This window comes from Neobacillus paridis (genome assembly GCF_016765675.1).
Lineage (GTDB): Bacteria > Bacillota > Bacilli > Bacillales > Cytobacillaceae > Neobacillus > Neobacillus paridis.
On the sequence record NZ_JAESWB010000025.1, the window covers coordinates 357,624 to 380,941 of the forward strand.

23 protein-coding genes, 1 pseudogene and 1 other annotated feature are annotated in these 23,318 nt (G+C 40.6%); of the genes and pseudogenes, 22 read left to right on the forward strand and 2 right to left on the reverse strand.

The annotated features are described in order from the left end of the window. Positions 1-70: 70 nt before the first annotated feature. The 21 genes and pseudogenes from JK635_RS26350 to JK635_RS03830 all read left to right on the forward strand — a co-directional run. Positions 71-265: pseudogene (locus tag JK635_RS26350) on the forward strand (NfeD family protein); the annotation flags it as partial. A gap of 21 nt (positions 266-286) precedes the next feature. Next, entirely contained in the window at positions 287-1,282 is a 996-nt protein-coding gene (floA, locus tag JK635_RS03735; protein WP_235887854.1) for a flotillin-like protein FloA, read from the forward strand. A 36-nt stretch (positions 1,283-1,318) separates the two neighbouring features. Beyond that, the gene (locus JK635_RS03740; protein WP_202652504.1) at positions 1,319-1,762 is read left to right on the forward strand and encodes a YqfB family membrane protein; all 444 of its coding nucleotides are present in this window, start codon (positions 1,319-1,321) and stop codon (positions 1,760-1,762) included. A 96-nt stretch (positions 1,763-1,858) separates the two neighbouring features. Further along, positions 1,859-2,164 (forward strand): sporulation protein YqfC, encoded by a 306-nt coding sequence (gene yqfC / locus JK635_RS03745; RefSeq protein WP_202652506.1) that lies wholly within the window; start codon positions 1,859-1,861, stop codon positions 2,162-2,164. Next, positions 2,161-3,357 (forward strand): sporulation protein YqfD, encoded by a 1,197-nt coding sequence (yqfD, locus tag JK635_RS03750; protein ID WP_202652507.1) that lies wholly within the window; start codon positions 2,161-2,163, stop codon positions 3,355-3,357. The genes yqfC and yqfD overlap by 4 nt, the downstream gene beginning before the upstream one ends. Continuing rightward, complete coding sequence (locus JK635_RS03755; RefSeq protein ID WP_202652509.1) at positions 3,354-4,322, forward strand: PhoH family protein; 969 nt, start codon at positions 3,354-3,356, stop codon at positions 4,320-4,322. The genes yqfD and JK635_RS03755 overlap by 4 nt, the downstream gene beginning before the upstream one ends. Positions 4,323-4,687: 365 nt before the next feature. Next, entirely contained in the window at positions 4,688-6,829 is a 2,142-nt protein-coding gene (locus tag JK635_RS03760) for an HD family phosphohydrolase (RefSeq protein ID WP_202652511.1), read from the forward strand. Then, the gene (gene ybeY / locus JK635_RS03765; protein ID WP_202652513.1) at positions 6,826-7,296 is read left to right on the forward strand and encodes an rRNA maturation RNase YbeY; all 471 of its coding nucleotides are present in this window, start codon (positions 6,826-6,828) and stop codon (positions 7,294-7,296) included. The genes JK635_RS03760 and ybeY overlap by 4 nt, the downstream gene beginning before the upstream one ends. Further along, the gene (locus JK635_RS03770; RefSeq protein WP_202652515.1) at positions 7,280-7,669 is read left to right on the forward strand and encodes a diacylglycerol kinase family protein; all 390 of its coding nucleotides are present in this window, start codon (positions 7,280-7,282) and stop codon (positions 7,667-7,669) included. The genes ybeY and JK635_RS03770 overlap by 17 nt, the downstream gene beginning before the upstream one ends. 214 nt (positions 7,670-7,883) lie before the next feature. Next, on the forward strand, positions 7,884-8,285 hold the full coding sequence (locus JK635_RS03775; protein ID WP_202652516.1) for a cytidine deaminase: 402 nt from the start codon (positions 7,884-7,886) through the stop codon (positions 8,283-8,285). Beyond that, positions 8,275-9,198, forward strand: a complete 924-nt coding sequence (era, locus tag JK635_RS03780; RefSeq protein ID WP_202652518.1) for a GTPase Era — start codon at positions 8,275-8,277, stop codon at positions 9,196-9,198. The genes JK635_RS03775 and era overlap by 11 nt, the downstream gene beginning before the upstream one ends. 160 nt (positions 9,199-9,358) lie before the next feature. Continuing rightward, the gene (locus tag JK635_RS03785; protein ID WP_202652520.1) at positions 9,359-9,502 is read left to right on the forward strand and encodes a YqzL family protein; all 144 of its coding nucleotides are present in this window, start codon (positions 9,359-9,361) and stop codon (positions 9,500-9,502) included. A gap of 211 nt (positions 9,503-9,713) precedes the next feature. Beyond that, positions 9,714-10,466 carry a DNA repair protein RecO gene (gene recO / locus JK635_RS03790; RefSeq protein ID WP_202652522.1) on the forward strand — a complete coding sequence of 251 codons (753 nt, stop codon included), beginning with the start codon at positions 9,714-9,716 and terminating at the stop codon, positions 10,464-10,466. A 49-nt stretch (positions 10,467-10,515) separates the two neighbouring features. Beyond that, positions 10,516-10,692 (forward strand) — a binding site (T-box leader). A 63-nt stretch (positions 10,693-10,755) separates the two neighbouring features. Continuing rightward, entirely contained in the window at positions 10,756-12,138 is a 1,383-nt protein-coding gene (locus tag JK635_RS03795) for a glycine--tRNA ligase (protein WP_202652721.1), read from the forward strand. A 25-nt stretch (positions 12,139-12,163) separates the two neighbouring features. Next, positions 12,164-12,796 (forward strand): transcriptional regulator CcpN, encoded by a 633-nt coding sequence (gene ccpN, locus JK635_RS03800; RefSeq protein WP_308078160.1) that lies wholly within the window; start codon positions 12,164-12,166, stop codon positions 12,794-12,796. A gap of 33 nt (positions 12,797-12,829) precedes the next feature. Then, on the forward strand, positions 12,830-13,639 hold the full coding sequence (locus JK635_RS03805) for a pyruvate, water dikinase regulatory protein (protein ID WP_202652525.1): 810 nt from the start codon (positions 12,830-12,832) through the stop codon (positions 13,637-13,639). Between the two features lie 633 nt (positions 13,640-14,272). Continuing rightward, positions 14,273-16,081 (forward strand): DNA primase, encoded by a 1,809-nt coding sequence (dnaG, locus tag JK635_RS03810; RefSeq protein ID WP_202652527.1) that lies wholly within the window; start codon positions 14,273-14,275, stop codon positions 16,079-16,081. 40 nt (positions 16,082-16,121) lie between these two features. Next, complete coding sequence (rpoD, locus tag JK635_RS03815; protein WP_202652529.1) at positions 16,122-17,255, forward strand: RNA polymerase sigma factor RpoD; 1,134 nt, start codon at positions 16,122-16,124, stop codon at positions 17,253-17,255. Positions 17,256-17,543: 288 nt separating this feature from the next. Continuing rightward, on the forward strand, positions 17,544-17,903 hold the full coding sequence (gene cccA / locus JK635_RS03820) for a cytochrome c550 (RefSeq protein ID WP_202652531.1): 360 nt from the start codon (positions 17,544-17,546) through the stop codon (positions 17,901-17,903). Positions 17,904-17,993: 90 nt separating this feature from the next. Next, positions 17,994-18,716, forward strand: a complete 723-nt coding sequence (locus JK635_RS03825; protein ID WP_202652533.1) for a tRNA (adenine(22)-N(1))-methyltransferase — start codon at positions 17,994-17,996, stop codon at positions 18,714-18,716. Continuing rightward, complete coding sequence (locus JK635_RS03830) at positions 18,703-19,818, forward strand: Nif3-like dinuclear metal center hexameric protein (RefSeq protein ID WP_202652535.1); 1,116 nt, start codon at positions 18,703-18,705, stop codon at positions 19,816-19,818. The genes JK635_RS03825 and JK635_RS03830 overlap by 14 nt, the downstream gene beginning before the upstream one ends. Positions 19,819-19,850: 32 nt before the next feature. Here JK635_RS03830 and JK635_RS03835 read toward each other — a convergent pair whose 3' ends face one another. Both JK635_RS03835 and vrrA read right to left on the reverse strand, forming a co-directional pair. Then, the gene (locus JK635_RS03835) at positions 19,851-20,795 is read right to left on the reverse strand and encodes a 4-hydroxy-3-methylbut-2-enyl diphosphate reductase (RefSeq protein ID WP_202652537.1); all 945 of its coding nucleotides are present in this window, start codon (positions 20,793-20,795) and stop codon (positions 19,851-19,853) included. Positions 20,796-20,981: 186 nt separating this feature from the next. Next, positions 20,982-21,671, reverse strand: a complete 690-nt coding sequence (vrrA, locus tag JK635_RS03840; protein WP_202652539.1) for a VrrA/YqfQ family protein — start codon at positions 21,669-21,671, stop codon at positions 20,982-20,984. Positions 21,672-22,004: 333 nt separating this feature from the next. On the opposite strand from vrrA, the gene JK635_RS03845 reads away from it, so the two are divergent. Then, complete coding sequence (locus JK635_RS03845) at positions 22,005-23,318, forward strand: DEAD/DEAH box helicase (protein WP_202652541.1); 1,314 nt, start codon at positions 22,005-22,007, stop codon at positions 23,316-23,318.

Genomic DNA, 23,318 nt, shown 5'->3' on the forward strand with positions numbered 1-23,318 from the left:
TTTAGGAAAGAAATTAGTTTTGTTTAATAAAATGGTTTTGTTTGATACTGCCAAGAAAGAGGACGGCTATGTCTCGAACGTAAACCGAACAGATTTATTGGGAATGGAAGGAAAGGCCTTGACGATTTTACGTCCAGCCGGAACCATCGTCATCAATAATGAAAGAATAGATGTTGTCAGTGAGGGCGGCTTTGTTGAAAAGAATGCAAAAGTGAAAGTAATCAAAGTAGAAGGTGCCCGAATTGTTGTGAGAGAAGTTCAATAATTTTATCAGGAGGACATATAGATGGATTTTATATCAGGTGGCACGTTGTTCCTTGTTGCCGTGGTCGTGGTCGTGTTAATCTTCTTTGGCATCCTACTATCGTTTATTCCGGTCATGCTGTGGATTTCGGCACTTGCAGCTGGAGTAAGAATCAGTATTTTCACGCTCGTGGGGATGAGATTACGCCGGGTAATCCCTGGAAGAGTAGTAAATCCTTTAATTAAAGCACATAAAGCTGGCTTAAATGTAACGACCAATCAGCTTGAAAGCCATTATCTTGCTGGCGGTAATGTTGATCGGGTCGTGAATGCGCTGATTGCTGCTCACCGCGCCAATATAGAATTAAGCTTTGAACGTTGTGCTGCGATTGACTTGGCCGGCCGCGATGTGTTGGAAGCTGTACAAATGAGCGTTAATCCGAAAGTAATTGAAACTCCGTTTATTGCCGGTGTAGCCAAGAACGGGATCGAAGTGAAAGCTAAGGCAAGAATCACCGTTCGTGCCAACATCGACCGGCTTGTCGGTGGTGCCGGAGAGGAGACGGTGGTTGCCCGCGTTGGCGAAGGCGTTGTCTCTACCATTGGGTCATCGGAAAGCCACAGCAAGGTATTGGAAAATCCTGATTTGATTTCGCAGACCGTCTTAGCTAAAGGACTTGATGCTGGTACGGCATTTGAAATTCTATCCATTGATATCGCTGATGTTGATATTGGTAAGAATATTGGGGCTGAATTGCAAACCGAACAGGCTGAAGCGGATAAGCGAATTGCCCAAGCAAAGGCGGAGGAGCGCCGCGCAATGGCTGTTGCGCAAGAACAGGAAATGAAGGCAAAAGTACAAGAGATGCGAGCAAAAGTTGTTGAGGCAGAGGCAACTGTTCCTTTGGCGATGGCAGAAGCTTTGAAGACAGGCAACATTGGTGTGATGGATTATTTAAACGTTAAAAATATTTCTGCAGATACAGATATGAGAGGATCGATAGGCAGAATAGCAGCTGATAAGAAGGACGATAAGTAAATATCCTCCTGTGGTTGAGCAGAAAGAGGTGGCGAAATGGAAAAGATTCTGTTTTTCATCATGTTAATGGGGATCCTCTCAAGTATTTTTGGCAAGGGTAAAACAAATCAGCAAAACCGCAGAAATAGACCTGTTTCTCGTGATCCTTTTAAGCAATTAAGGACATTTGTGCAAACCGAAAACCAAGCACCGAAGAGAAACATGATTCCGACGGAAGTAACTCGACCTAAACCAGCCAAAAAAGATTTAGTCCAACATTTTTCGGAAGCAAACTTGGAAATGGCTGATCCATTAATTAGTAAACCCGATCCTTCCACCGATACGGGAAAAGAGATTGCTACGGTTCAAGCGCCACGGCCGCCTGAGGTTAGTAATTTACCCGATAACCCGGATACGAATATGATTATTAACGGGATAATCTGGTTCGAAATTCTTGGTAAGCCCCGTTCAAAGAACCCCTACTTCACCGGAAAAAGGTAACTCAAAGACGGGATAGATGGTAAACAAAATGGAAAAAGATGTGCTAGAACCCCTCGTCATTTCATAAATATGAGATGAAAGGGGGTTCTTTTTTTTATGGCAAAAAATTGGGTCGGGCGAGTTCGCAGCTGGATGGCAAAAAATATGGATCTTCCACAAGATGTCATGATGGATTTACCCCGGATTACGATGATTGGTCAAATTCATGTTTATATTGAGAATCATCGCGGCTTGCTCACCTTTACCGATAAAGAACTCCGGCTTTTGCTAAAGCAGGGGCAATTGTTAATTAAAGGAAAATCCTTTGTGATTAAGACTATCTTACCTGAAGAAATTTTATTGGAAGGAAAAATTGATCAGGTTACTTATATAAATGATGATAAGCCGGGAGGAGAAAAATGAAGAACCAGTGGATCGTCTTTCTATTTGGCCGGGTTACGGTAAAGGTTACAGGCAGGGGAATTGAACGTTTTTTAAACGTTTTAACACGAAATGGAATACTCATATGGAATGTTAAGCGTCATGGCGCCAATACGATTACGTTTAAAATAAAGCTTCAAGATGCAATGAAAATAAGGCATTTTGCTAGAAAAAGTGAATGCCGAATTTCCTTTTTAAGAAGAAGCGGCATGCCGTTTTTACTAAAGCGAATGTTTAAAAACAGCGGCTTCTTGATTGGTGCAGGAATGTTCCTAGTCATTGTATTTCTTCTCTCAAATGTCATTTGGGGAATTGAAATAAAAGGAGCAAAGCCGGCAACGGAATATCAAATTCGCCAGGAATTGGACAAGATGGGGGTTAAAATTGGCAAGCTGCAATTTTTTGTCGATAATGAAGAAGGCATTCAACGAAAGTTAACCAACAACATTGGGGCTCTGACATGGGTTGGCGTGGAATTAAAAGGGACAACCTATCACCTCCAGGTGGTCGAAAAAAATGAACCGAAAAAACAAAAAAAGTTATCACCAAGAAATCTAGTTGCTAAAAAGAAAGCGATCATAGTAAGAATGGACATTGATGATGGCCAAAAGAAAGTCGATGTTAATGACTTTGTCGAACCGGGTCAATTGCTTGTTTCCGGGGAAATCGGCCAAGAGGGTCAAAAACCAAGGCTTGTCGCAGCTAAAGGAGAGGTTTGGGGAGAGATATGGTATAAAAGCCATGTGGAGCTGCCAATGAAAACGACATTTAGTGTCTATAATGGCAAGGAAAAACGAAAGTACTCCTTATTATTCGGAAAGCTTGAAATCCCTGTATGGGGGTTTGGCAAACATGGATTTAAGGATTACAAAACAGAAATAAATATTCATAAACTTCATTTCTTAAAATGGGAATTACCAATTTCTTATGTTGACCGGACGATTCGTGAAAGCAGGGAAGCGGTCAGAACCTATACAGTGAAGGAAGCGGAAGAGAGCGCCATCGAAGAGGCGAGAAAAGAAATAAAAAAGAAAATAGATGAGGAAGCAATCATTAAGGATGAAAAAATTTTACACAGGGATATAAAAAATGGTAAAGTTATACTTGACATACATTTTAAAATAATTGAAAATATTGCAGTCGGGCAACCGATTACCAAGGAGATTCATGAATGACAGAGAAGTTAACAACGATCAATGTACAACTTGAAAATCCAGCTGAAGCGATTACTTTACTTGGAAATTCCGATCAACATTTAAAAATAATTGAACAAGAACTAGGCGTGTCCACTGTCACGAGAGGTGAATCTGTCGGTTTATCAGGTGACGAAGAAAAGGTCGTCTTGGCCGGTCAGGTTATTGATAAATTAGTTCAAGTAATTAGAAAAGGAATTACCATTAGCGGAAGAGATGTTCTTTATGCGATTCAAATGGCCCAGAAAGGGACACTTGAATATTTTGTCCATTTGTATGATGAGGAAATTGGCAAAAATGTAAAAGGAAAAACGATTCGTATTAAGACACTGGGACAAAGGCAATATGTAACGGCGATTAAGAACCATGACCTTGTATTTGGAATTGGACCTGCCGGAACCGGTAAGACCTATCTTGCGGTTGTTATGGCCGTAAATGCCCTGAAGAATGGTCAGGTAAATAAAATTATTTTAACTCGTCCCGCTGTTGAGGCAGGGGAAAGCCTTGGATTTTTACCTGGTGACTTGAAGGAAAAGGTTGATCCTTATTTAAGACCTTTATATGATGCCTTACATGACGTGCTCGGGGTTGAACATACCCAGCGCTTGATTGAACGGGGAACAATTGAGATTGCTCCGCTTGCTTATATGAGGGGGCGGACATTGGATGATGCTTTTGTGATTTTAGACGAAGCGCAAAATACAACTAATCAGCAAATGAAAATGTTTTTAACCAGGCTTGGATTTGGCTCCAAGATGGTCATTAACGGGGATCAAACACAGATCGATTTACCAAAGGGAGCAAAATCCGGCTTGATTGAGGCTGAGAAAATTTTACAAAATGTCAGTGGTATCTCCTTTGTCTTTTTAGAGCAAAGTGATGTCGTCCGTCATCCGTTGGTAGCCAAAATTATTCAAGCCTATGGAAAGGTCGAAAAAACCTTATAAAGGTAACAAAAGGGATTTACCTGTCAGCCAGGTATCCCTTTTTTCGCTACTAGGAAATGATCCATTCAACTACGGCTCATGAACCGTCCTTAAGGACTCGCTAGTCGGCGAGGTTTCAGTATTTTATAAAAGGGTGAAAGTTCATTAAAAAACTGTTATATTTTACATAAAGTGAGTTGGAATTTCTACTTTGAGAATTGTCTAGCTCCAGCGCCTAGCAGCTAGTGTCTTTCACGCTCCGCCCTACGATAAGTCAACATCGAATTGCTATCGCTCTTCGTGTTTCCTTTATCTCAGTTGGAGCGCTCCAAGCCATACGCTACTGACCAAGGCGCTTGCGCTATTCTCAGTTGGAGGGATGATCGTTGGATTTTCTGCAGCAACACTTCATACGGATACGAAAGCTTCTGGATATAACTTTTTTTCGGGTGCTGTTTTTTATCATCTTAGGGATTGTCTTATATACTGCAATGTATAATAATGTCAAACCGGAAAAACTGAATCTAAGCCTGTTTTCTATCGCGGAAAAAACGATTCGTTCTCCAGGAACTGTTGAGGATAAAAAAAGTACAGAAATCAAACGGAAAGAGGCTCGAGACCAAGTACAGGATGTCTATGCTGTCAAAAAGGAATATGCCCAAAATCGGGTTGATTTAATAACCTCTATTTTTGATACTGCTTCGGAATTAAATGATGAAACAGATCAGAAGAAAGCAGCGGATAAGAAAGAACCAAGTGTTTCCGAAAAAGTGGAAAGCTTGAAGGGTAAATTAACCTCTACTGTTAATAAAGATTTAAGTAATCAGGTTTTTTCATCTTTAGTCCAAGCGAGTAACCAGGAGTTATCCATTGCCAAGGATTTAACGGTGACGGCCATTAACAATGTGATGACAAAACGGATTCCTGCTGATGAAGTGGAAAACGCTAAAAAGCGGGTGGAGGAAGAATTAAAATATAGTACGTTAAATGATGATTTGCGCAGGGCTTCCATTGAACTGGGGAGATACGCCGTCATTCAAAACGAATTCTATGATCCGGCAGCGACCGAGGAGCTGCGCAGGCAAGCAGCAGAAAGCGTTGAGCCGGTTAAAATTCTCCAAGGTCAAATTATTGTGGAAGAGGGAAAATTAATCAATCGGGAAATTTATCGTCAATTAAAACTTGTCGGTCTGCTACAAACGGAAAAATCCTTTAGACCATTCATTGGCTTAACGGTTCTGATCCTTATCATTCTGTTGGGTTTCTATTATTATTTTTATCAAGTGAAATCTTCGCCGGAAAAAAGACAAACAGACATGTTGATGTTTGGGATCACTTTTGTCCTGTCTATTTTTATCATGAAAATAATCAGTTTGCTGCAGGTATTTAATTACTCCTGGATTGGCTATCTTTTTCCTGCAGCTATGGCGGGCATGCTAATCAAAATTTTGATCGATGAAAAACTGGCTATCCTTACATCTCTAGTACTTGCCGTCTGTGGAAGCATTCTGTTTAATGAAGGTGTTGCCGGTACTCTGAATTTTTCTGAGGGAATTTACATTTTATTTAGCGCCTTGGCAGGAGTGCTCGCCTTAAATAAACGAAACCAACGATCGAGGATTTTACAAGCCGGTTCATTCTCGGCACTTGTCAATTTGTTAACCATCGTGGCCATTATGTACTTGCCCAATGGACAATTTACCGGTTTGGAGTTTGTGTACTATATCATTACAGCGTTTGTATCTGGAATTGGGGCTGCTGTGTTAACAATTGGACTCCTGCCGTTTCTGGAAGCAAGCTTTGGAATTCTGTCAACTATAAGGCTGATTGAGTTGTCTAATCCGAACCATCCATTGTTAAGAAAGATATTAATGGAGGCACCAGGGACTTATCACCATAGTGTGATGGTTGCGAATTTAGCAGAATCTGCTTGTGAAGCGATTGGTGCCAACGGCCTTTTGGCGCGGGTAGGAAGCTACTACCATGATATTGGAAAAACACGGCGGCCGAACTTTTTTATTGAGAACCAAATGCACCACGATAATCCGCATGACCGCCTGCCTCCGGAGAAAAGTGCAAGTATCATTATTGCTCATGTTACTGACGGCTCAGAAATATTAAAAAAGCATCATTTGCCAAAGGAAATTATTGAGATTGCTGAACAGCATCACGGGACAACCTTATTAAAATATTTTTACCATAAGGCATTGCAAAATGATCCGGATGTTGATGAGGCGGCCTATCGCTATCCCGGTCCGAAAGCACAATCAAAAGAATCGGCGGTTGTCGGGATTGCCGACAGTGTCGAGGCAGCTGTACGTTCCATATCACAGCCCACACCAGAAGGAATTGAAACACTGGTAAGAAAAATAGTGACCGACCGCTTGGAGGACGGCCAATTTAATGAATGTGATTTAACATTTAAGGAAATTGACACCGTAACACATGCATTATGTGAGACATTAAAGGGGATATTCCATTCAAGAATAGAATATCCAGAAATGACAAAGAAGGTGAAACAGGCATGACCTTACTGATTGATACTATGGATGAAACGAAAGAATTGACGGAGCAGCAATTACTTGAAATCGAAAGGCTGTTAAATTTTGCAGCGCAAAAGCAAAATATTAAGGAGCATAGTGAGGTTTCCGTAACATTTGTGACGAATGAGCGAATTCAGGAAATTAACCGCGAATATCGCGATAAGGATGCCCCGACAGATGTTATCTCTTTCGCCATGGAAGAGATGGGAGAAGGAGAGGTTGAAGTGATGGGGGCTGGGCTGCCCCGTGTCTTAGGGGACATTATTATTTCGGTACCAAAAGCGAAAGAACAGGCAGCGGAATATGGTCATTCTTTTGCCCGGGAACTTGGCTTCTTGGCAGTTCACGGTTTTTTGCATCTTCTAGGCTATGACCATATGAACGAGGCGGATGAAAAAGAAATGTTTACGCTGCAGAAGGAAATCTTAAACGAATATGGACTTACACGATAATCACAAATCTCATTCGGTTTTACGCTCTTTTTCTTTTGCGGTAAATGGCCTTTTTATCGGCCTTCTGCAAGAAAGAAACATGCGGATCCATTTGCTATGCTCGGTGGTCGTGGTGTTTATTTCTGTTTACTTTTCCATTTCGATAATCGAATGGATCGTCATTCTTTTTGCAATCGGAGGCATGTTTGCTTTAGAATTATTGAACAGTGCAATTGAAAGAGTCGTGGACCTGACAAGTCCGGAATATCATCCGCTGGCAAAGCAGGCAAAAGACATGGCAGCGGGAGCTGTGCTTGTATATGCTGTCCTCTCGATTATCGTCGGCGTCCTGATTTATTACCCGTATATTCGAAAGTTATTTATCCTGAATTAACAAGTAATAAAACGTGCTGATTGAAGTTTCACATGATATAGGTTTATTGAATGGCCTTTGATAAAATCATAGCAAATTATTTCAAGGGCAAAATTAGACTTTTGTGAAAATTCCAATTTTTTTATTACTTTTTTGCTACAAGTAATGATTTTATCTGATTTTTAATGTAAAATATAGAAACAGCAGGCTTATTGCTGGAAAGGAAGTAAGACTAGTGAAAATCGAGCAACTAATTGAAGAAGCAAAAAAAGCTAGGGAAAAAGCATATGTTCCATATTCTAAATTTGGAGTAGGAGCTGCCCTGCTAACTGCGGATGGAAAAGTATATCATGGCTGTAATATCGAAAATGCTGCCTATAGTATGTGTAATTGCGGTGAACGGACTGCTATTTTTAAAGCGGTTTCAGAAGGCGACAGGGATTTTAAAATGATCGCTGTGGTTGCCGATACAGATCGTCCATGCTCCCCTTGTGGAGCCTGCCGGCAAGTAATGGCTGAATTATGTCCTAAAGATATGAAGGTGATCCTGACAAATCTAAAAGGGGATATTTTGGAGCTAACTGTTGAGGATTTATTACCTGGTGCGTTCATGGCGGATGATTTAAATGGAAAATAATCGAACTGAAAGAGCTGCTTATAAATCGGGATTTATCTCCATCATTGGCCGACCAAATGTTGGGAAATCTACCTTCCTTAATCGGGTCATCGGTCAAAAGATTGCGATCATGAGCGATAAACCACAAACTACTCGGAATAAAGTACAAGGTGTTCTCACGCAGGAAGATGCCCAAATGATTTTTATCGACACGCCGGGTATCCATAAGCCAAAGCATAAATTAGGCGATTTTATGATGAAGGTGGCCCAAAACACTCTTAAAGAAGTCGATCTAGTTTTGTTTATGGTAAATGCTGAAGAAGGATTTGGACGTGGCGAAGAATTTATCATTGAAAAATTTCGCACGATCAACACACCTGTTTTTCTGGTCATAAATAAAATTGATAAGATTCATCCGGATGAATTATTGTCGATAATCGAATCATATAAAGAAAAATTTTCCTTTAAAGAAATCGTTCCTATATCGGCATTAGAGGGAAATAATGTCGAGCGTCTTTTGGAACAAATTAAAGGGTTTTTACCTGAGGGACCGCAATATTACCCGGCAGATCAAGTAACCGATCATCCAGAAAGGTTTATCATTTCCGAACTGATTCGCGAAAAAGCACTTCACTTAACCAGGGAAGAAATTCCTCATTCCTTAGCCGTAGTGATCGATAAAATTGAGCGGCAAGAGGGCAGGAATATTATTCATGTCATGGCCACAATCATTGTCGAACGCGATTCGCAAAAAGGAATTATTATTGGAAAAAAAGGCAGCATGTTAAAGGAGATTGGCAAGCGTGCCCGCGTTGATATTGAAAATCTGCTTGGTTCACAAGTGTTTTTAGAATTGTGGGTAAAAGTTCAAAAGGATTGGCGGAATAAAATGTCACAACTGCGCGAGTACGGCTTTAATGAAGATGAGTACTAATCCGTTCGCCCTATCTAGAATATTACTCAAGTTTTAAGAATATGCATGGACCGCATTTACAAAATTTACGTCTTATGATTTTAGTGTGGGCAGGCCAAGATAATTGTAAGCTTTAGGACCCAAAAATACGCTAGTCTAAAAATTGAAAGGTGGGGTTTTCGTGTTGGATTTAACGTGGAAAGTATTTACCCAGACCGGTAATATCGACACATATCTTCTCTTTAAAGAACTTGAGAAGGAAAACCAAGAAATACCCGGTAATTCGAATGAAGAGCTAGCACAAATGGATAATCCTATTTTCTAGCAGCCGCACACTTCTAATTGAAAAGGGGCGGAGCGCCGCATAAAGAAATTCATTCTAACCAGTTGTAGATATAAATAAACATTTTCTAATTTGAATGTAGTTTAGTTTAGCTCTGCTCACACCGCCTTATTGGCAAGGTGTGGGTTTCTGGATTAGTGTTTCTATAGTAAAAGGTGCCGTGCCCGGCTATTTAGTTTGGGATGGTGACATTATGCTTCAGAAGTGTGAAGGCATCGTCATTAGAGCAACTGATTATGGTGAAACCAATAAAATTGTCACTTTGTATACCAGGGAATGGGGGAAAATCGGCGTGATGGCCAGAGGGGCAAAAAAGCCGAACAGCCGTCTCTCCTCCATTACCCAGCTTTTTACTTACGGTTATTTTCTCATTCAAAAAGGAACCGGTTTAAGCGGTTTACAGCAAGGTGAAATCATCACATCTTTTCGTTCGATTGGTGAAGACATTTTTTTAACCGCCTATGCAAGCCTGATCGTTGAATTAACCGATAAATGTACCGACGAGAAGAAACCGAATCCATTTCATTTTGAGTTATTATATCAGACTCTAAATCTAATGAATGAGGGGTATGATCCGGATATTTTGATCGATATTTATGAAATGAAAATGCTAAATGTATTAGGATTATATCCGGTCTTAAACCAATGTTCTGTTTGCGGCCAGTCTTCCGGACATTTTTCTTTTTCCATTCGTGAAGGCGGGTTTATCTGCCATCGTTGTCTGGAGCATGACCCCTATCATTTTAAAATTTCACCAGCTGCTGTTAAATTGTTGCGGCTCTTTTATTATTTTGATTTGTCACGTTTAGGGAGCATCTCTGTAAAAGACACGACCAAAGCCGAACTCAAAAAGGTGATCGATGCCTATTATGACGAATATTCAGGACTGCATCTGAAATCGAAAAAATTTCTCGACTCAATGGCCCATTTTCGAAATCTTTTATAGAATTTGTTGACATTATTGTTTGTTTTGGTTATTATACTCAATAAAATTAATAATTGCGCTGAAGGAAAGTAGTACTTAGGCACAATCTATAAAAGCGAACCTAGGATGGTGTGAGCTAGGGTATAGAAGCTTAAGGAAGGCGTTCCGGAGCAATTTGATTACATGAAAAGAGGCCGGCAGCTGCCGGCAAATAGGGTGGAACCGCGGGTTAACTCTCGTCCCTATGCGTAAAAGCATAGAGGCGGGAGTTTTTTCATTGACTAATTCAATAAAAGGAGTTATCGAAAAAATGAATGTAACCATGGAACAAATCGTTTCTCACGCAAAGCACAGAGGGTTTATTTTCCCAGGCTCAGAAATTTACGGCGGTCTTGCAAACACTTGGGATTACGGCCCATTAGGAGTTGAATTTAAAAACAATATAAAGCAGGCCTGGTGGAAAAAATTCGTCCAACAGACGCCGTTAAACGTCGGCTTAGATGCAAGTATCTTAATGAATCCGAGAACATGGGAAGCTTCTGGACATATCGGCAACTTTAATGACCCAATGATTGATTGCAAGAATTGTAAAGCGCGGCATCGTGCCGATAAATTAATTGAAAATGCCCTTGAAGAAAAAGGGATCGAAATGGTTGTTGATGGTCTTCCATTTACGAAAATGGAAGAATTAATCAAGGAACATCATATTGCCTGCCCCGACTGCGGAAGTCATGATTTTACCGGCATCAGGCAATTTAATCTAATGTTCAAAACCTTCCAGGGAGTGACGGAAACTAGCACAAACGAGATTTTTCTGCGCCCTGAAACGGCACAAGGAATTTTTGTTAACTTTAAAAATGTTCAAAGAACCATGAGGAAGAAACTGCCGTTTGGTATCGCGCAAATTGGAAAAAGCTTTAGAAATGAAATTACACCGGGGAATTTTACCTTCCGTACAAGAGAATTTGAACAAATGGAGTTGGAGTTTTTCTGCAAGCCGGGAGAAGAATTAAAATGGTTTGACTATTGGAAGCAATTTGCCGAAAACTGGCTGCTTTCATTAGGCCTCAAAAAAGATAACTTAAGACTCCGCGATCACTCTGAGGAAGAACTTTCCCATTACAGTAATGCAACCACAGACTTTGAATATAAGTTTCCGTTCGGCTGGGGTGAGCTTTGGGGAATTGCTTCGAGAACCGATTACGATTTAAAACAGCATATGGAATATTCCGGTGAGGACTTCCACTACCTGGATCCCGACACAAATGAAAAGTATATTCCTTACTGTATCGAACCTTCACTTGGTGCAGACCGGGTTACCTTAGCCTTTTTAATTGATGCTTATGATGAGGAACAACTTGAAGACGGCACTTCCAGAACTGTTATGCATTTCCATCCGGCGCTTGCTCCATTTAAGGCTGCTGTTCTGCCATTATCGAAAAAGCTGTCTGAAGGAGCCAAGGAAGTTTTTGCAGCCCTTTCTGAGCATTTTAATGTAGATTATGATGAGTCTGGTTCCATCGGTAAACGTTACCGCCGCCACGATGAAATCGGTACACCATTCTGTATCACCTATGATTTTGATTCCATCGAGGACAAAATGGTAACCGTCAGAGACCGGGATACAATGGAACAAACTCGCCTGCCAATTACAGAGCTAATTAGCTTTTTGCATGAAAAGATCAGGTATTAAAATGAAACATTCAATGGTCTAATGGGTGGTGAGGACAATAGAACTAACAAAACGTCAGGAGCAGATATTGCAAATCGTCAAAGAAAGCGGCCCGATAACGGGAGAACACATTGCCGAGCAATTAAACCTAACTCGGGCAACATTGCGTCCAGATCTAGCCATTTTAACGATGGCTGGGTTCCTGGATGCTAGGCCGCGGGTTGGCTACTTTTACACGGGAAAATCAGGAACGCAATTATTAACTGAAAATCTGCAAAAAATTTATGTGAAAGAATACCAATCCATTCCGGTTGTCGTAAATGAAAACGTTTCGGTTTATGATGCCATTTGCACAATGTTTTTAGAGGATGTAGGGACATTATTCGTCGTAGACAAAGGTTCGCATTTAGTTGGGGTTTTATCCAGAAAAGATTTACTACGGGCCAGCATTGGAAAACAGGAACTGACAACCATTCCTGTACATATCATCATGACGCGTATGCCAAACATCACGATGTGTGAACGGGAGGACCTTTTAATTGATGTTGCCAAAAAGTTAATTGAAAAACAAATTGATGCCCTCCCGGTTGTTAAAAAGACAGATCACGGGTTTGAGGTAATCGGAAGAATAACGAAAACGAATATAACCAGGGCATTTGTTGCTCTGGGCGAAGAATAAAATGTTGCTTTTCAGAGGGGATGATGAAAGGGAATGAATACGTCAATTATTTATGTCGTATCCGATTCAGTTGGGGAAACAGCAGAATTAATGACGAAAGCAGCTATTAGTCAGTTTAACGGCTCCGGAATGACTTTGAAACGATTTCCCTATGTTGAAGATAAGGAACATATTGATGAAGTATTGTCCCTCGTCTCATTAGACAAGGGGATGGTCGCATTTACTCTGGTAAAACCAGAAATGCGCACATATATGCTAAAGCGGGCGGAAAAAGAGGGAATTGTGGCTGTTGACCTCATCGGTCCAATCATCGATAATATTCAAGCTTTTACCGGTAAGACGCCTTTATTTGAGCCAGGCCTTGTGAGAAAACTGGACGAGGATTATTTCAAAAAGATCGAAGCAATCGAGTTTGCCGTCAAATATGATGATGGCAGAGACCCCCGGGGAATTTTAAAAGCGGATATTGTGTTAATTGGCGTATCGAGGACCTCGAAAACGCCATTATCGCAATACCTCGCACATAAGCGCCTAAAGGTCGCCAATGTGCCGCTTGTGCCGGAGGTTGACCCGCCTGAGGAACTTTATCGGGTACCGAAAGAAAAGTGCTTTGGGTTAAAAATCAGCCCTGAAAAATTAAATCATATCCGCAGAGAGAGGTTAATTTCTTTAGGGTTAAATGATCAAGCAAGTTATGCCAATATCAATCGAATTCGAGAAGAAATAGACTTTTTTGAGCAGGTCGTGACCAAAATTAACTGTCCAGTTATCGATGTAACCAATAAGGCAGTAGAGGAAACAGCCAATGTTATTCTTAGCTATTTTTATAAAGGAAAAGCTTAACACATAATCTTTTGATTATGTGTTTTCTAATGAAAAAAGTAAGCAAAAGTTGTGGCAAATTGATCATAAATATACTATAATAAAAAATTGTGATAAAAATGAATCTTTTAGGTTTAGACTTGCATGGGAACGAATAAACTATTTACTGTCAGATGTCAAGTCAGATACCATATTTGTCTCTTAAAAAATTCGACATAAATCCTATCTCTCTTTTTCATGAAAACAAAAATGCTTATTAGATAAAATCCCCCTAAAATATGTCTAAACCACTCACTTGTTGTAATGTTTTCATGATAAAAATAGACATTAAAGAAGGAATATGCAGAGTAATGTAGAATTAATAAAAAGAAAAAAGCTGTTCCGACAATTTATATGGTTACTCCAAACCCTGTCCGGATAAGGCGGAAATTGTCGAACCTGTTTCAGGATATGAAGTTGGACTCTTAATGCGGCTTCCTATGATCATCAAGATGGGAGTACATAGGCCAACTGGAATATGTTAATACCTTAAAGAGACCAAATTCTTTTCAATCTGAAGATCGTTTGCGATTGACAATGAAATTTTGTCGAAAATTGAAGGGATTTAGCGGATGTATGTCGAATAAATGTTGTTAGCAAAATGGAGTTGTTTTCATGGCAGAACGTATTTCCGAAGAAAAGATAACCCAAATTCGTCAGGCTGTAGATATAGTTGAAATTATCAGTGACTATGTTCAATTAAAAAAACAGGGACGAAATTACTTCGGATTATGCCCCTTCCATGGAGAAAGTACTCCTTCTTTTTCGGTCTCACCCGATAAGCAGATTTTCCATTGCTTTGGCTGTGGTGCTGGTGGAAATGTTTTTACTTTCTTAATGGAGCTAGAGGGCATTTCATTTCAAGAGTCCGTAATCAAACTAGCCTCCCGGGCGAATATTGACCTTGAGATCAAGCTAAACATCGCACAAACGGAGAATAAACAGTCTAAAGAGCTGCAAGCAATGAAAGATGCTCATGAGCTGTTACGTAAATTTTACCATCATTTGCTGGTCAATACAAAAGAAGGTCAGCATGCGTTGGAGTATCTTTATCAAAGAGGTTTTAGCCGGGAATCAATCGATCAATTTCAACTAGGCTATTCGCTAAACTCTTGGGACTTTGTCGCCCATTTTCTTTTAAAAAGAAATTTCTCCGCTGAATTAATGGAAAAAGCAGGACTTATCATAAAGCGTGAGAGAGATGGAACATTTTTTGATCGCTTCAGAGATCGAATTATGTTTCCAATATTTGACCGAAATGGAAATACGATTGCTTTTTCCGGGAGATCGCTTGGGGGCGAAGACCCTAAATATTTAAATAGTCCCGAAACGGCAATCTTTAATAAAAGCAAAATTTTATACAATTATCATCAGGCAAAATCCAGTATCAAAAAATTGCGTCATGCCGTTTTATTTGAAGGCTTTGCCGATTGTATAGCAGCAAGTCGTGCTGGGGTCGAAAACGGCATTGCCACAATGGGTACATCGTTGACGGATGAGCATATTTCGCTGTTACGTCAAGGCGTCCAATCCGTGATTATTTGTTATGATTCCGATAATGCCGGGATTGAAGCGGCATATCGCGCAGGATTGCATTTACAGGATGCTGGTTTTGAGATAAAAGTTGCGCTGATGCCTGAAGGTATGGATCCGGATGAGTACATTAAAAAAAATGGCCCCGATAAATTTCGTCACGAAGTGATTGAGGCCAGTTTAACCTGGATGGGCTTTAAATTTCTTTATTTCCGCAGGGGAAAAAACCTGCAAAATGAAGGAGATAGGCTAAACTATATCGAAGAAATAATAAAAGAAATCAGCAAATTGCCAATGGCAGTGGAAAGAGATCATTATTTACGGCAGTTGGCGGATGAATTTTCTCTTTCATTAGATGCTTTAAAGCAGCAGCAAAAGCAATATTACTTTGCTGAAAAAAGGAAAGCCAAAGGAAAAACCGGGCAGCCATTTAAACCTGCTGTTATCCCTAGACAAGCAAAAGAATTAAAACCTGCCCATTATTCTGCAGAGCAATATATAATTGCTCATATGCTAAAAGATCGTGACATGGTATATAAAGTCCAGGATTTGCTTGCAGGAAATACATTTAATATTGATGAGCATCAGGCAATTGTCACTTATCTGCTGGAATTTTATGAAGAGCACTCACAACCAGATCCTGCTGCCTTTTTAACCTATATACAAGATGATAATCTTAGAAGAATGGTTGCAAATATTGAAATGTTGTCGATTAATGAAGAGTTAACCGACCAGGAATTATCTGATTATATCAAACAGGTGTTGAATTACAAAAAAATGTTAATGATAAAGGAAAAAGAGGAAAAACAGAAAGAGGCAGAACGGCAAAAGGATTATTTAAAAGCAGCTATTATTGCAAATGAAATTATTCAATTGCGTAAATCATTATAGATTTAGTTTACTGTCTTTGATTTTGGAAGGAGGGTTTCCTATGGCTGCTGAAAAATCAGCCCGGTCACAGGAGGTCGAGAATGAATTGACCTTAGAACAGGTGAAACAACAATTAACAGAAGTAGGAAAAAAAGTCGGCGTCCTTGCCTATGATGATATTGCTGAAAAAATGTCGCATTTTGATTTAGACTCACATCAAATGGATGAATTCTATGAGTTTCTTGGTGATCAGGGAATTGAATTAGTCGGTGATGGCGATGATGAGGATCCAAGCATCAAAGATTTAGCGAAAGAAGAAGACGATGATGAATTTGATTTGAATGATCTAAGCGTCCCGCCAGGTGTAAAAATTAATGATCCAGTTCGTATGTACTTAAAGGAAATTGGCCGCGTTAACCTGCTCTCGGCCGAAGAGGAAATCGAGTTGGCGCATCGTATTGAACAGGGAGATGAAGAAGCAAAGCGGCGTCTTGCGGAAGCAAATCTTCGCCTGGTTGTAAGTATTGCAAAGCGCTATGTCGGCCGGGGAATGCTGTTTCTCGATTTAATTCAAGAAGGAAACATGGGCCTCATTAAAGCCGTTGAAAAATTTGATTATCGAAAAGGATTTAAGTTTAGTACTTATGCTACATGGTGGATTCGTCAGGCCATTACCAGAGCGATTGCGGATCAAGCAAGAACCATCCGTATCCCGGTTCATATGGTCGAAACGATTAATAAACTTATTCGGGTACAGCGGCAATTACTGCAAGATCTTGGCCGTGAACCAACTCCGGAGGAAATTGCCGAAGATATGGATTTAACACCGGATAAGGTTAGAGAAATCTTAAAAATTGCTCAAGAACCTGTTTCATTGGAGACACCAATCGGTGAAGAGGATGACTCCCATCTAGGAGATTTCATTGAAGATCAGGATGCCACCTCCCCTTCTGAACATGCTGCCTATGAGCTATTAAAAGAGCAGTTGGAAGATGTCCTTGACACCTTAACAGACCGTGAAGAAAACGTCCTTCGTCTCCGGTTTGGTCTCGATGATGGCCGGACTCGGACACTGGAAGAAGTCGGAAAGGTATTTGGTGTCACCCGCGAGCGTATTCGGCAAATTGAAGCAAAGGCCTTGCGAAAACTGCGTCACCCTAGCCGCAGCAAACGCCTAAAAGACTTTTTAGAATAGACATGTATGGATCCAAAGTTTACTTCGGCAACGGAGTAAACTTTTTTATTTGTTTACTATTAAGATTATTTTACTGAATTGTCTCTCACTTTGCAAATGGTCCCTTGAACTTTTTCCTAGATATTGTTTTTTTGGAAAATAGGGGCTGTTTTAGATATTTTTAAAAGATTATTTCAATTAAATAAGTTTAGGTCTTTTCCTTTGACAGCTTTTCAAGTAAAATAGATAGTGTTTGTGGGAGGATTTATATTTAAAGAACATGTTTACGTACATAAGGGAGGTTTTATCATGAAACGAAATCCAGTTGTTCCTTTCATTCTCATCATGGTCTTTGGGATTGCACTGATGTTCCTGTTGTCATTCAAAGGTCTTGGTGATATGAAAGAAGTGGCCAAAGGTGAGGGGAAAGGCACTGAGAAAACAGAGACAGTTGCATCAAATCCAGAGGATATTTACAAATCCACTTGTGCAAGTTGTCATGGTGATCAATATCAAGGCGTAGTAGGCCCATCATTAAAGGGGACTGGGCTATCAAAGGATGAGGTAAAAAATATCCTTGTTAATGGTAAAGGTACCGGTATGCCCCCCGGACTTTTAAAAGGAGATCAAGTTGATACAATGGCTGAATGGGTTTCTAAATTAAAATAATCTCAATATAACTGTTTATAAAGAAAAAAGGTCCTTTGCATCTGTAAAGGACCTTTCTTATACTAGTATTTAAAAAGTGTGGTGGATTTGTTGAATACAGATAAATTATCAGCTAGGTTAGCAACGGTGGCTAAATATGTCCCCAACGGAGCCAAAGTGGCAGACATCGGTTCCGACCATGCGTATTTACCCTGCTATTTAGCGAAAAATAACGGCATTGCCTATGCAGTTGCCGGTGAAGTGGCAGTTGGTCCGTTTCAATCAGCGGAGAGGAATGTTAAGGCAGAAGGATTGTCTGGAGTGATTTCCGTCCGGCTGGGAGATGGACTTGATGTGATCCAGCCAGGTGAAGTTGATACTATCACAATTGCAGGAATGGGAGGAGCATTAATTACAAGTATTTTGGACAGGGGCAAGAAAAAGCTTACTTCTGTTAAAAGGTTAATCTTACAACCCAATATCGGAGCCATTTCGATTCGCAAATGGTGTTTGGACAATAGCTGGGTCCTCTGTGCTGAAGAAATTCTTGAAGAGGATGGGAAAATCTACGAAGTACTAGTCGCGGAACAAGGTGGAGAGCCTTTAGCTCCTTATGATAAAAACCTGGATGCGGGTTTGTTATTTGGTCCACATCTGGCGAAAGAAAAAAATTCTGTTTTTAGGAAAAAGTGGCTGGCTGAAAAGCAAAATTGGGAGCGCATTTATCACCAGCTTGAAAAAGCAGCGGAGACGCCTGAAACAATGAAAAAAAAGCAAGAATTAATACATAATATCAAATTGGCTGAGGAGGTTTTACAAGATGAAAATTCCTAATGGTCATGAAATTATTCAATTATTTGAAAAATTTTCCCCTAAAGAATTGGCAATGGAAGGAGATAAAATTGGTTTACAAATCGGACGACTCAACAGAAAGGTAGAGCGTGTCATGATTGCCCTCGATGTGCTGGAAAATGTGATCGATGAAGCCATCGAAAAAGATGTTCAATTAATCATTGCCCATCATCCACCCATTTTTCGCCCATTAAAAAATATTCTTACTGACACGGTTCAGGGCAGGATGATGGCGAAACTCATCAAATCTGATATCGCTGTCTATGCTGCCCATACCAATCTTGATATTGCCACCGGCGGAGTGAATGATTGGCTAGCGGAAGCGTTAGGTCTTGAAGAAACGGAAGTATTAGTGCCAACATTTGCTGAAAAGTATAAAAAACTGGTTGTTTTTGTTCCCCGAAGTCATGCAGAGCAAATTCGCCAGGTTCTTGGCGAAGCAGGTGCCGGCTTTATTGGAAATTACAGTCATTGTTCATTCTCTGCTGAGGGAACCGGCAGATTTATGCCGGGGGCTGAGACCCATCCTTTTATTGGCCAGTCGGGGAAGCTGGAAGTTGTTGATGAAGTTCGCGTCGAAACGATTGTTCCTGAGACCCTGCTGAAGAAGACCCTTTCCATGATGATTAAAGCTCACCCGTATGAGGAGGTGGCTTATGATGTTTACCCGCTCGATAATAAGGGAGAGACATTAGGGTTGGGGCGAATTGGTAACATCCCAGAAATGACTTTAAAGGAATTTGCCGAAAAAGTTAAGACGGACTTAGAGGTTGAAGCAGTTCGTGTTGTCGGAGATTTAACGGCAAAGGTTAACAAAGTGGCTGTTTTAGGCGGTGATGGCAACAAATATTTCAGCCATGCCAAGTTTAAAGGGGCAGATGTCTACGTAACTGGTGATTTTTATTACCATACTGCGCATGATGCGATGATGCAAGGCTTAAATATTGTCGATCCTGGTCATAACGTGGAAAAAGTGATGAAGCAAGGGTTAACGAAGACACTTCAAAAAATGTGCCACGGTGCTGGCTATGAAGTCGAAATTTTTCCTTCTGAAGTAAATACCGACCCATTCCAATTTGTTTAAAAAAACCGGTCTGCGGACCGGTTTTTTGACTGTTAGTTAGCTGTTTTTACTTTTGGCAGAATCTTAGCAAGTGGCACCTTTTTCTGTCGTTCCCAGGTCGTTTCATCGTTTGGATCAAATTGTTCCAGGAACGATATCACTTCCTTTGTAATCGGCGTTGGGGTAGAAGCACCGGCGGTAACAGCCACCGTTTTTGCATCCTTGATCCAATCAATCTCCAATTCGGTAATATCGGCAATCCGGTAAGCTCTTGTATGGGCAATTTCTTCCGACACCTGGGCGAGACGGTTGGAGTTATTACTTTTTGGGTCGCCAACCACAATTGTCACATCTGCTTCCCCAGCCTGCTGGGCAACGGCCTCCTGACGTATTTGAGTGGCATGGCAAATTTCATTGTAAACCTCTACATGAGGATATTTTTCTTTTACCTTTTCCATTGTGTCATGAACATCCCATTGACTCATGGTTGTTTGATTCGTCACAATCAGCTTGTCATGGTCAATATTTAACGCTTCGACATCTTCAGGAGTTTGTACAAGATAGACCATGCCAGGTGCTACCCCAAGGGCTCCTTCAGGCTCTGGGTGTCCTTTTTTGCCAATATAAATGGTATAATAACCCTGTTTTGATTTCTCGAAAATAAGGTCGTGTGTCTTGGTGACATCAGGGCATGTTGCATCAAGCGTCACAAGCCCCTTTTTCTTTGCCAATTCCCGTACCTCCGGTGAAATTCCATGGGCCGTAAAAATAACCGTCCCTTTATCGACTTTTTCTAAAATCTCCTTGCGGTTATTTCCATCAAGGGTGATAATCCCTTCTTCGGCAAAAGCATCGGTCACATGTTTATTATGAACAATCATACCTAGAATGTAGATTGGACGTGGCAGGGTTTTATCCAATGCAGCATTACGGGCGATGACCATGGCGTCTACAACACCATAACAATAGCCCCGCGGTGAAATTTTAATCACATTCATCTATGGAATCCTCCTAAAAGGCAATTTTAGTAGTTTATATGTTTATTATATATAACTGGTATGAATATTACAAAGATACATTTTTCCTTTAAGCAAAAGCTTGCTGTTCATTACTCATCATCCGTCCTTATTTCGAGTTTTCTTAACAAAAAGAATACCGGTTCGTGGGATCCGGCATTCATTACACTAAATATATAATTTGGGTTTGGAAGAACCTCTCCGGTATAATGTCTCCGTTGCCGAACCCGTTTGATTACGGGTGTTCGATGTTTTAGGCTGGTTGGTGACTTTTCGCGTTGTTTTTGCGGTTGTGTTTTCCTTTTGCTTGGTGTCATGAGTCTTTGCATGGGCCGTCGTTTTTTGGGCTGTGGCAGAAGACTCTTCTTCAGTCGTATTAGGGGAATCTTTCATTCCGCGGTAAAGTTTCCAGAGCGCCGGAAGATTTCTAACTAACGGTCCATACTGTTGTACCATTGGACCGATTGCTTGTGCGGTTTTGATAACCTGCTGGGTATTATTCAAAAAGCCGACAAGGCCTCCACCACCTCCGGAACCGGAAAGAGATTGAAGCAATCCGCCGCCACCGGCTCTTCCAGCTCCCCCCATTAATCCTCCAGCTCCTTGCATTGGACCCATCATTCCACCCGGCCCACCGGTTGGGGCAGCTCTTCCCAATAGTCTTGAAAGTAATCCGCCGCCTCTTCCCATTTGCGGAGCACCTCCACCCATCAATCCGCCAAATGGATTACCTTGCGGCCCCATCATCGGGGGGCGTCCGCCTCCAAATAAATTCAATCCGGGTCCCATAGGAGGTCTTCCGCCAAATAATCCCGGTCCCATTCCACCTTGCATCGGCATTCTTGGTCCTGGCAGCATCCCATTTTTCCTCCTTTCTAATCCTTTCCAATATGAATCGGGAAAGGTCGCTTATTCTTCTGTAAACCAAGGATCATCTTAAGAATATGAATGGCATATGAAAGCCGAAAATTTCATTTATACTTCTTGTTTTAAAGTATGCATCTACTTGTATTTTGCCTTAGGTAATCGACACAGAAGAAAGTATTAAAATGCCGTTGAAAAGTAAATGATGGTAACAAAAGATTACAGACTGGAGATATATGAGAAAGTTTATTATAATTGGATGATGGAACAAAAATGAAAACACTTGTGCATTAGCATATTAGACTGGTCGTAATAAGGAGCCAATATATGAAAGAAAATCGATTTAACCGTTTTAAGTTTCAACCTTTTATTATTGAAGCCATTCAAAGGCTTGGATTTTACGAGCCTACGGAAATTCAGGAACGGATGATCCCAACTGTGTTAAAAAGGAAGAGTGCGATTGGCCAATCGCAAACAGGAACAGGGAAAACCTTAGCTTATGTCCTTCCGATTCTGGAAAAAATAAACCCCGGGAACAAACACGTTCAGGCAGTGATCACTGCCCCAACGAGAGAGCTTGCTTCCCAGATCTATCAACAAATTATTAAAATAACCGAAGCTTATCCGCAGCAGCTCATTGTAACGAAGCTATTTGTTGGGGGAACGGATAAGCAGCGAACGATTGAAAAACTTAAGGTCCAGCCGCATATTGTGGTCGGGACTCCGGGCAGAATTAATGATTTGGTCCAGGAGCAGGCATTATTTGTTCATACGGGCGAAATTCTCGTTGTTGATGAAGCGGATATGATGCTTGATATGGGCTTTATTGAAGATGTCGATAAAATTGCAGCTAAAATGCCGGAAAACCTGCAAATGCTTGTTTTTTCAGCAACGATTCCTGAAAAATTAAAACCGTTCTTGAAAAAATACATGGAAAATCCGGAAATGATTCAGATTGAACCGAGAAGGAAAACAGCGGAAAATCTGCAGCATTTTCTCTTGCCCTCAAGACATCGTAATAAAAAAGAATTGGTTCATGACGTCCTCGTCAGCCTTAATCCCTATTTAGCGATTGTTTTTACGAATACAAAAAAGATGGCCGAAGAACTGGCAGATTTTTTAAATGAAAAAGGATTAAAGGTAGGCAGAGTTCACGGCGATTTGACACCAAGAGAACGAAAAAAAATGATGAAGCAAATTCAAGACCTCGAGTTTCAGTATATTGTTGCCACGGATTTGGCTTCTAGAGGTATTGATATCGAAGGAGTCAGCCATGTCATCAATTATGAACTTCCTGCTGATTTAGACTTCTATATTCATCGTGTAGGCCGAACTGCCAGAGCAGGAAGTGCAGGGATTGCGATGACCATTTATGAGTTATCGGACGAGGATGCCTTAATTCGTCTTGAAAAAATGGGAATACAGTTTCAAAATGTTGATTTTAAAAAAGGCGAATTGCTTAAAATTGATGATCGAAATCGTCGAAAATCGCGAGTAAAGCAGGCTGACGAAGTAGATAAGATGGCAAAGTCGATGATCAAAAAACCAAAAAAGGTAAAACCCGGCTATAAAAAGAAAATGCAATCAGAAATGGAAAAGATCAAAAAACGGCAACGAAAAATAAATCAGAAAAAAGGATAA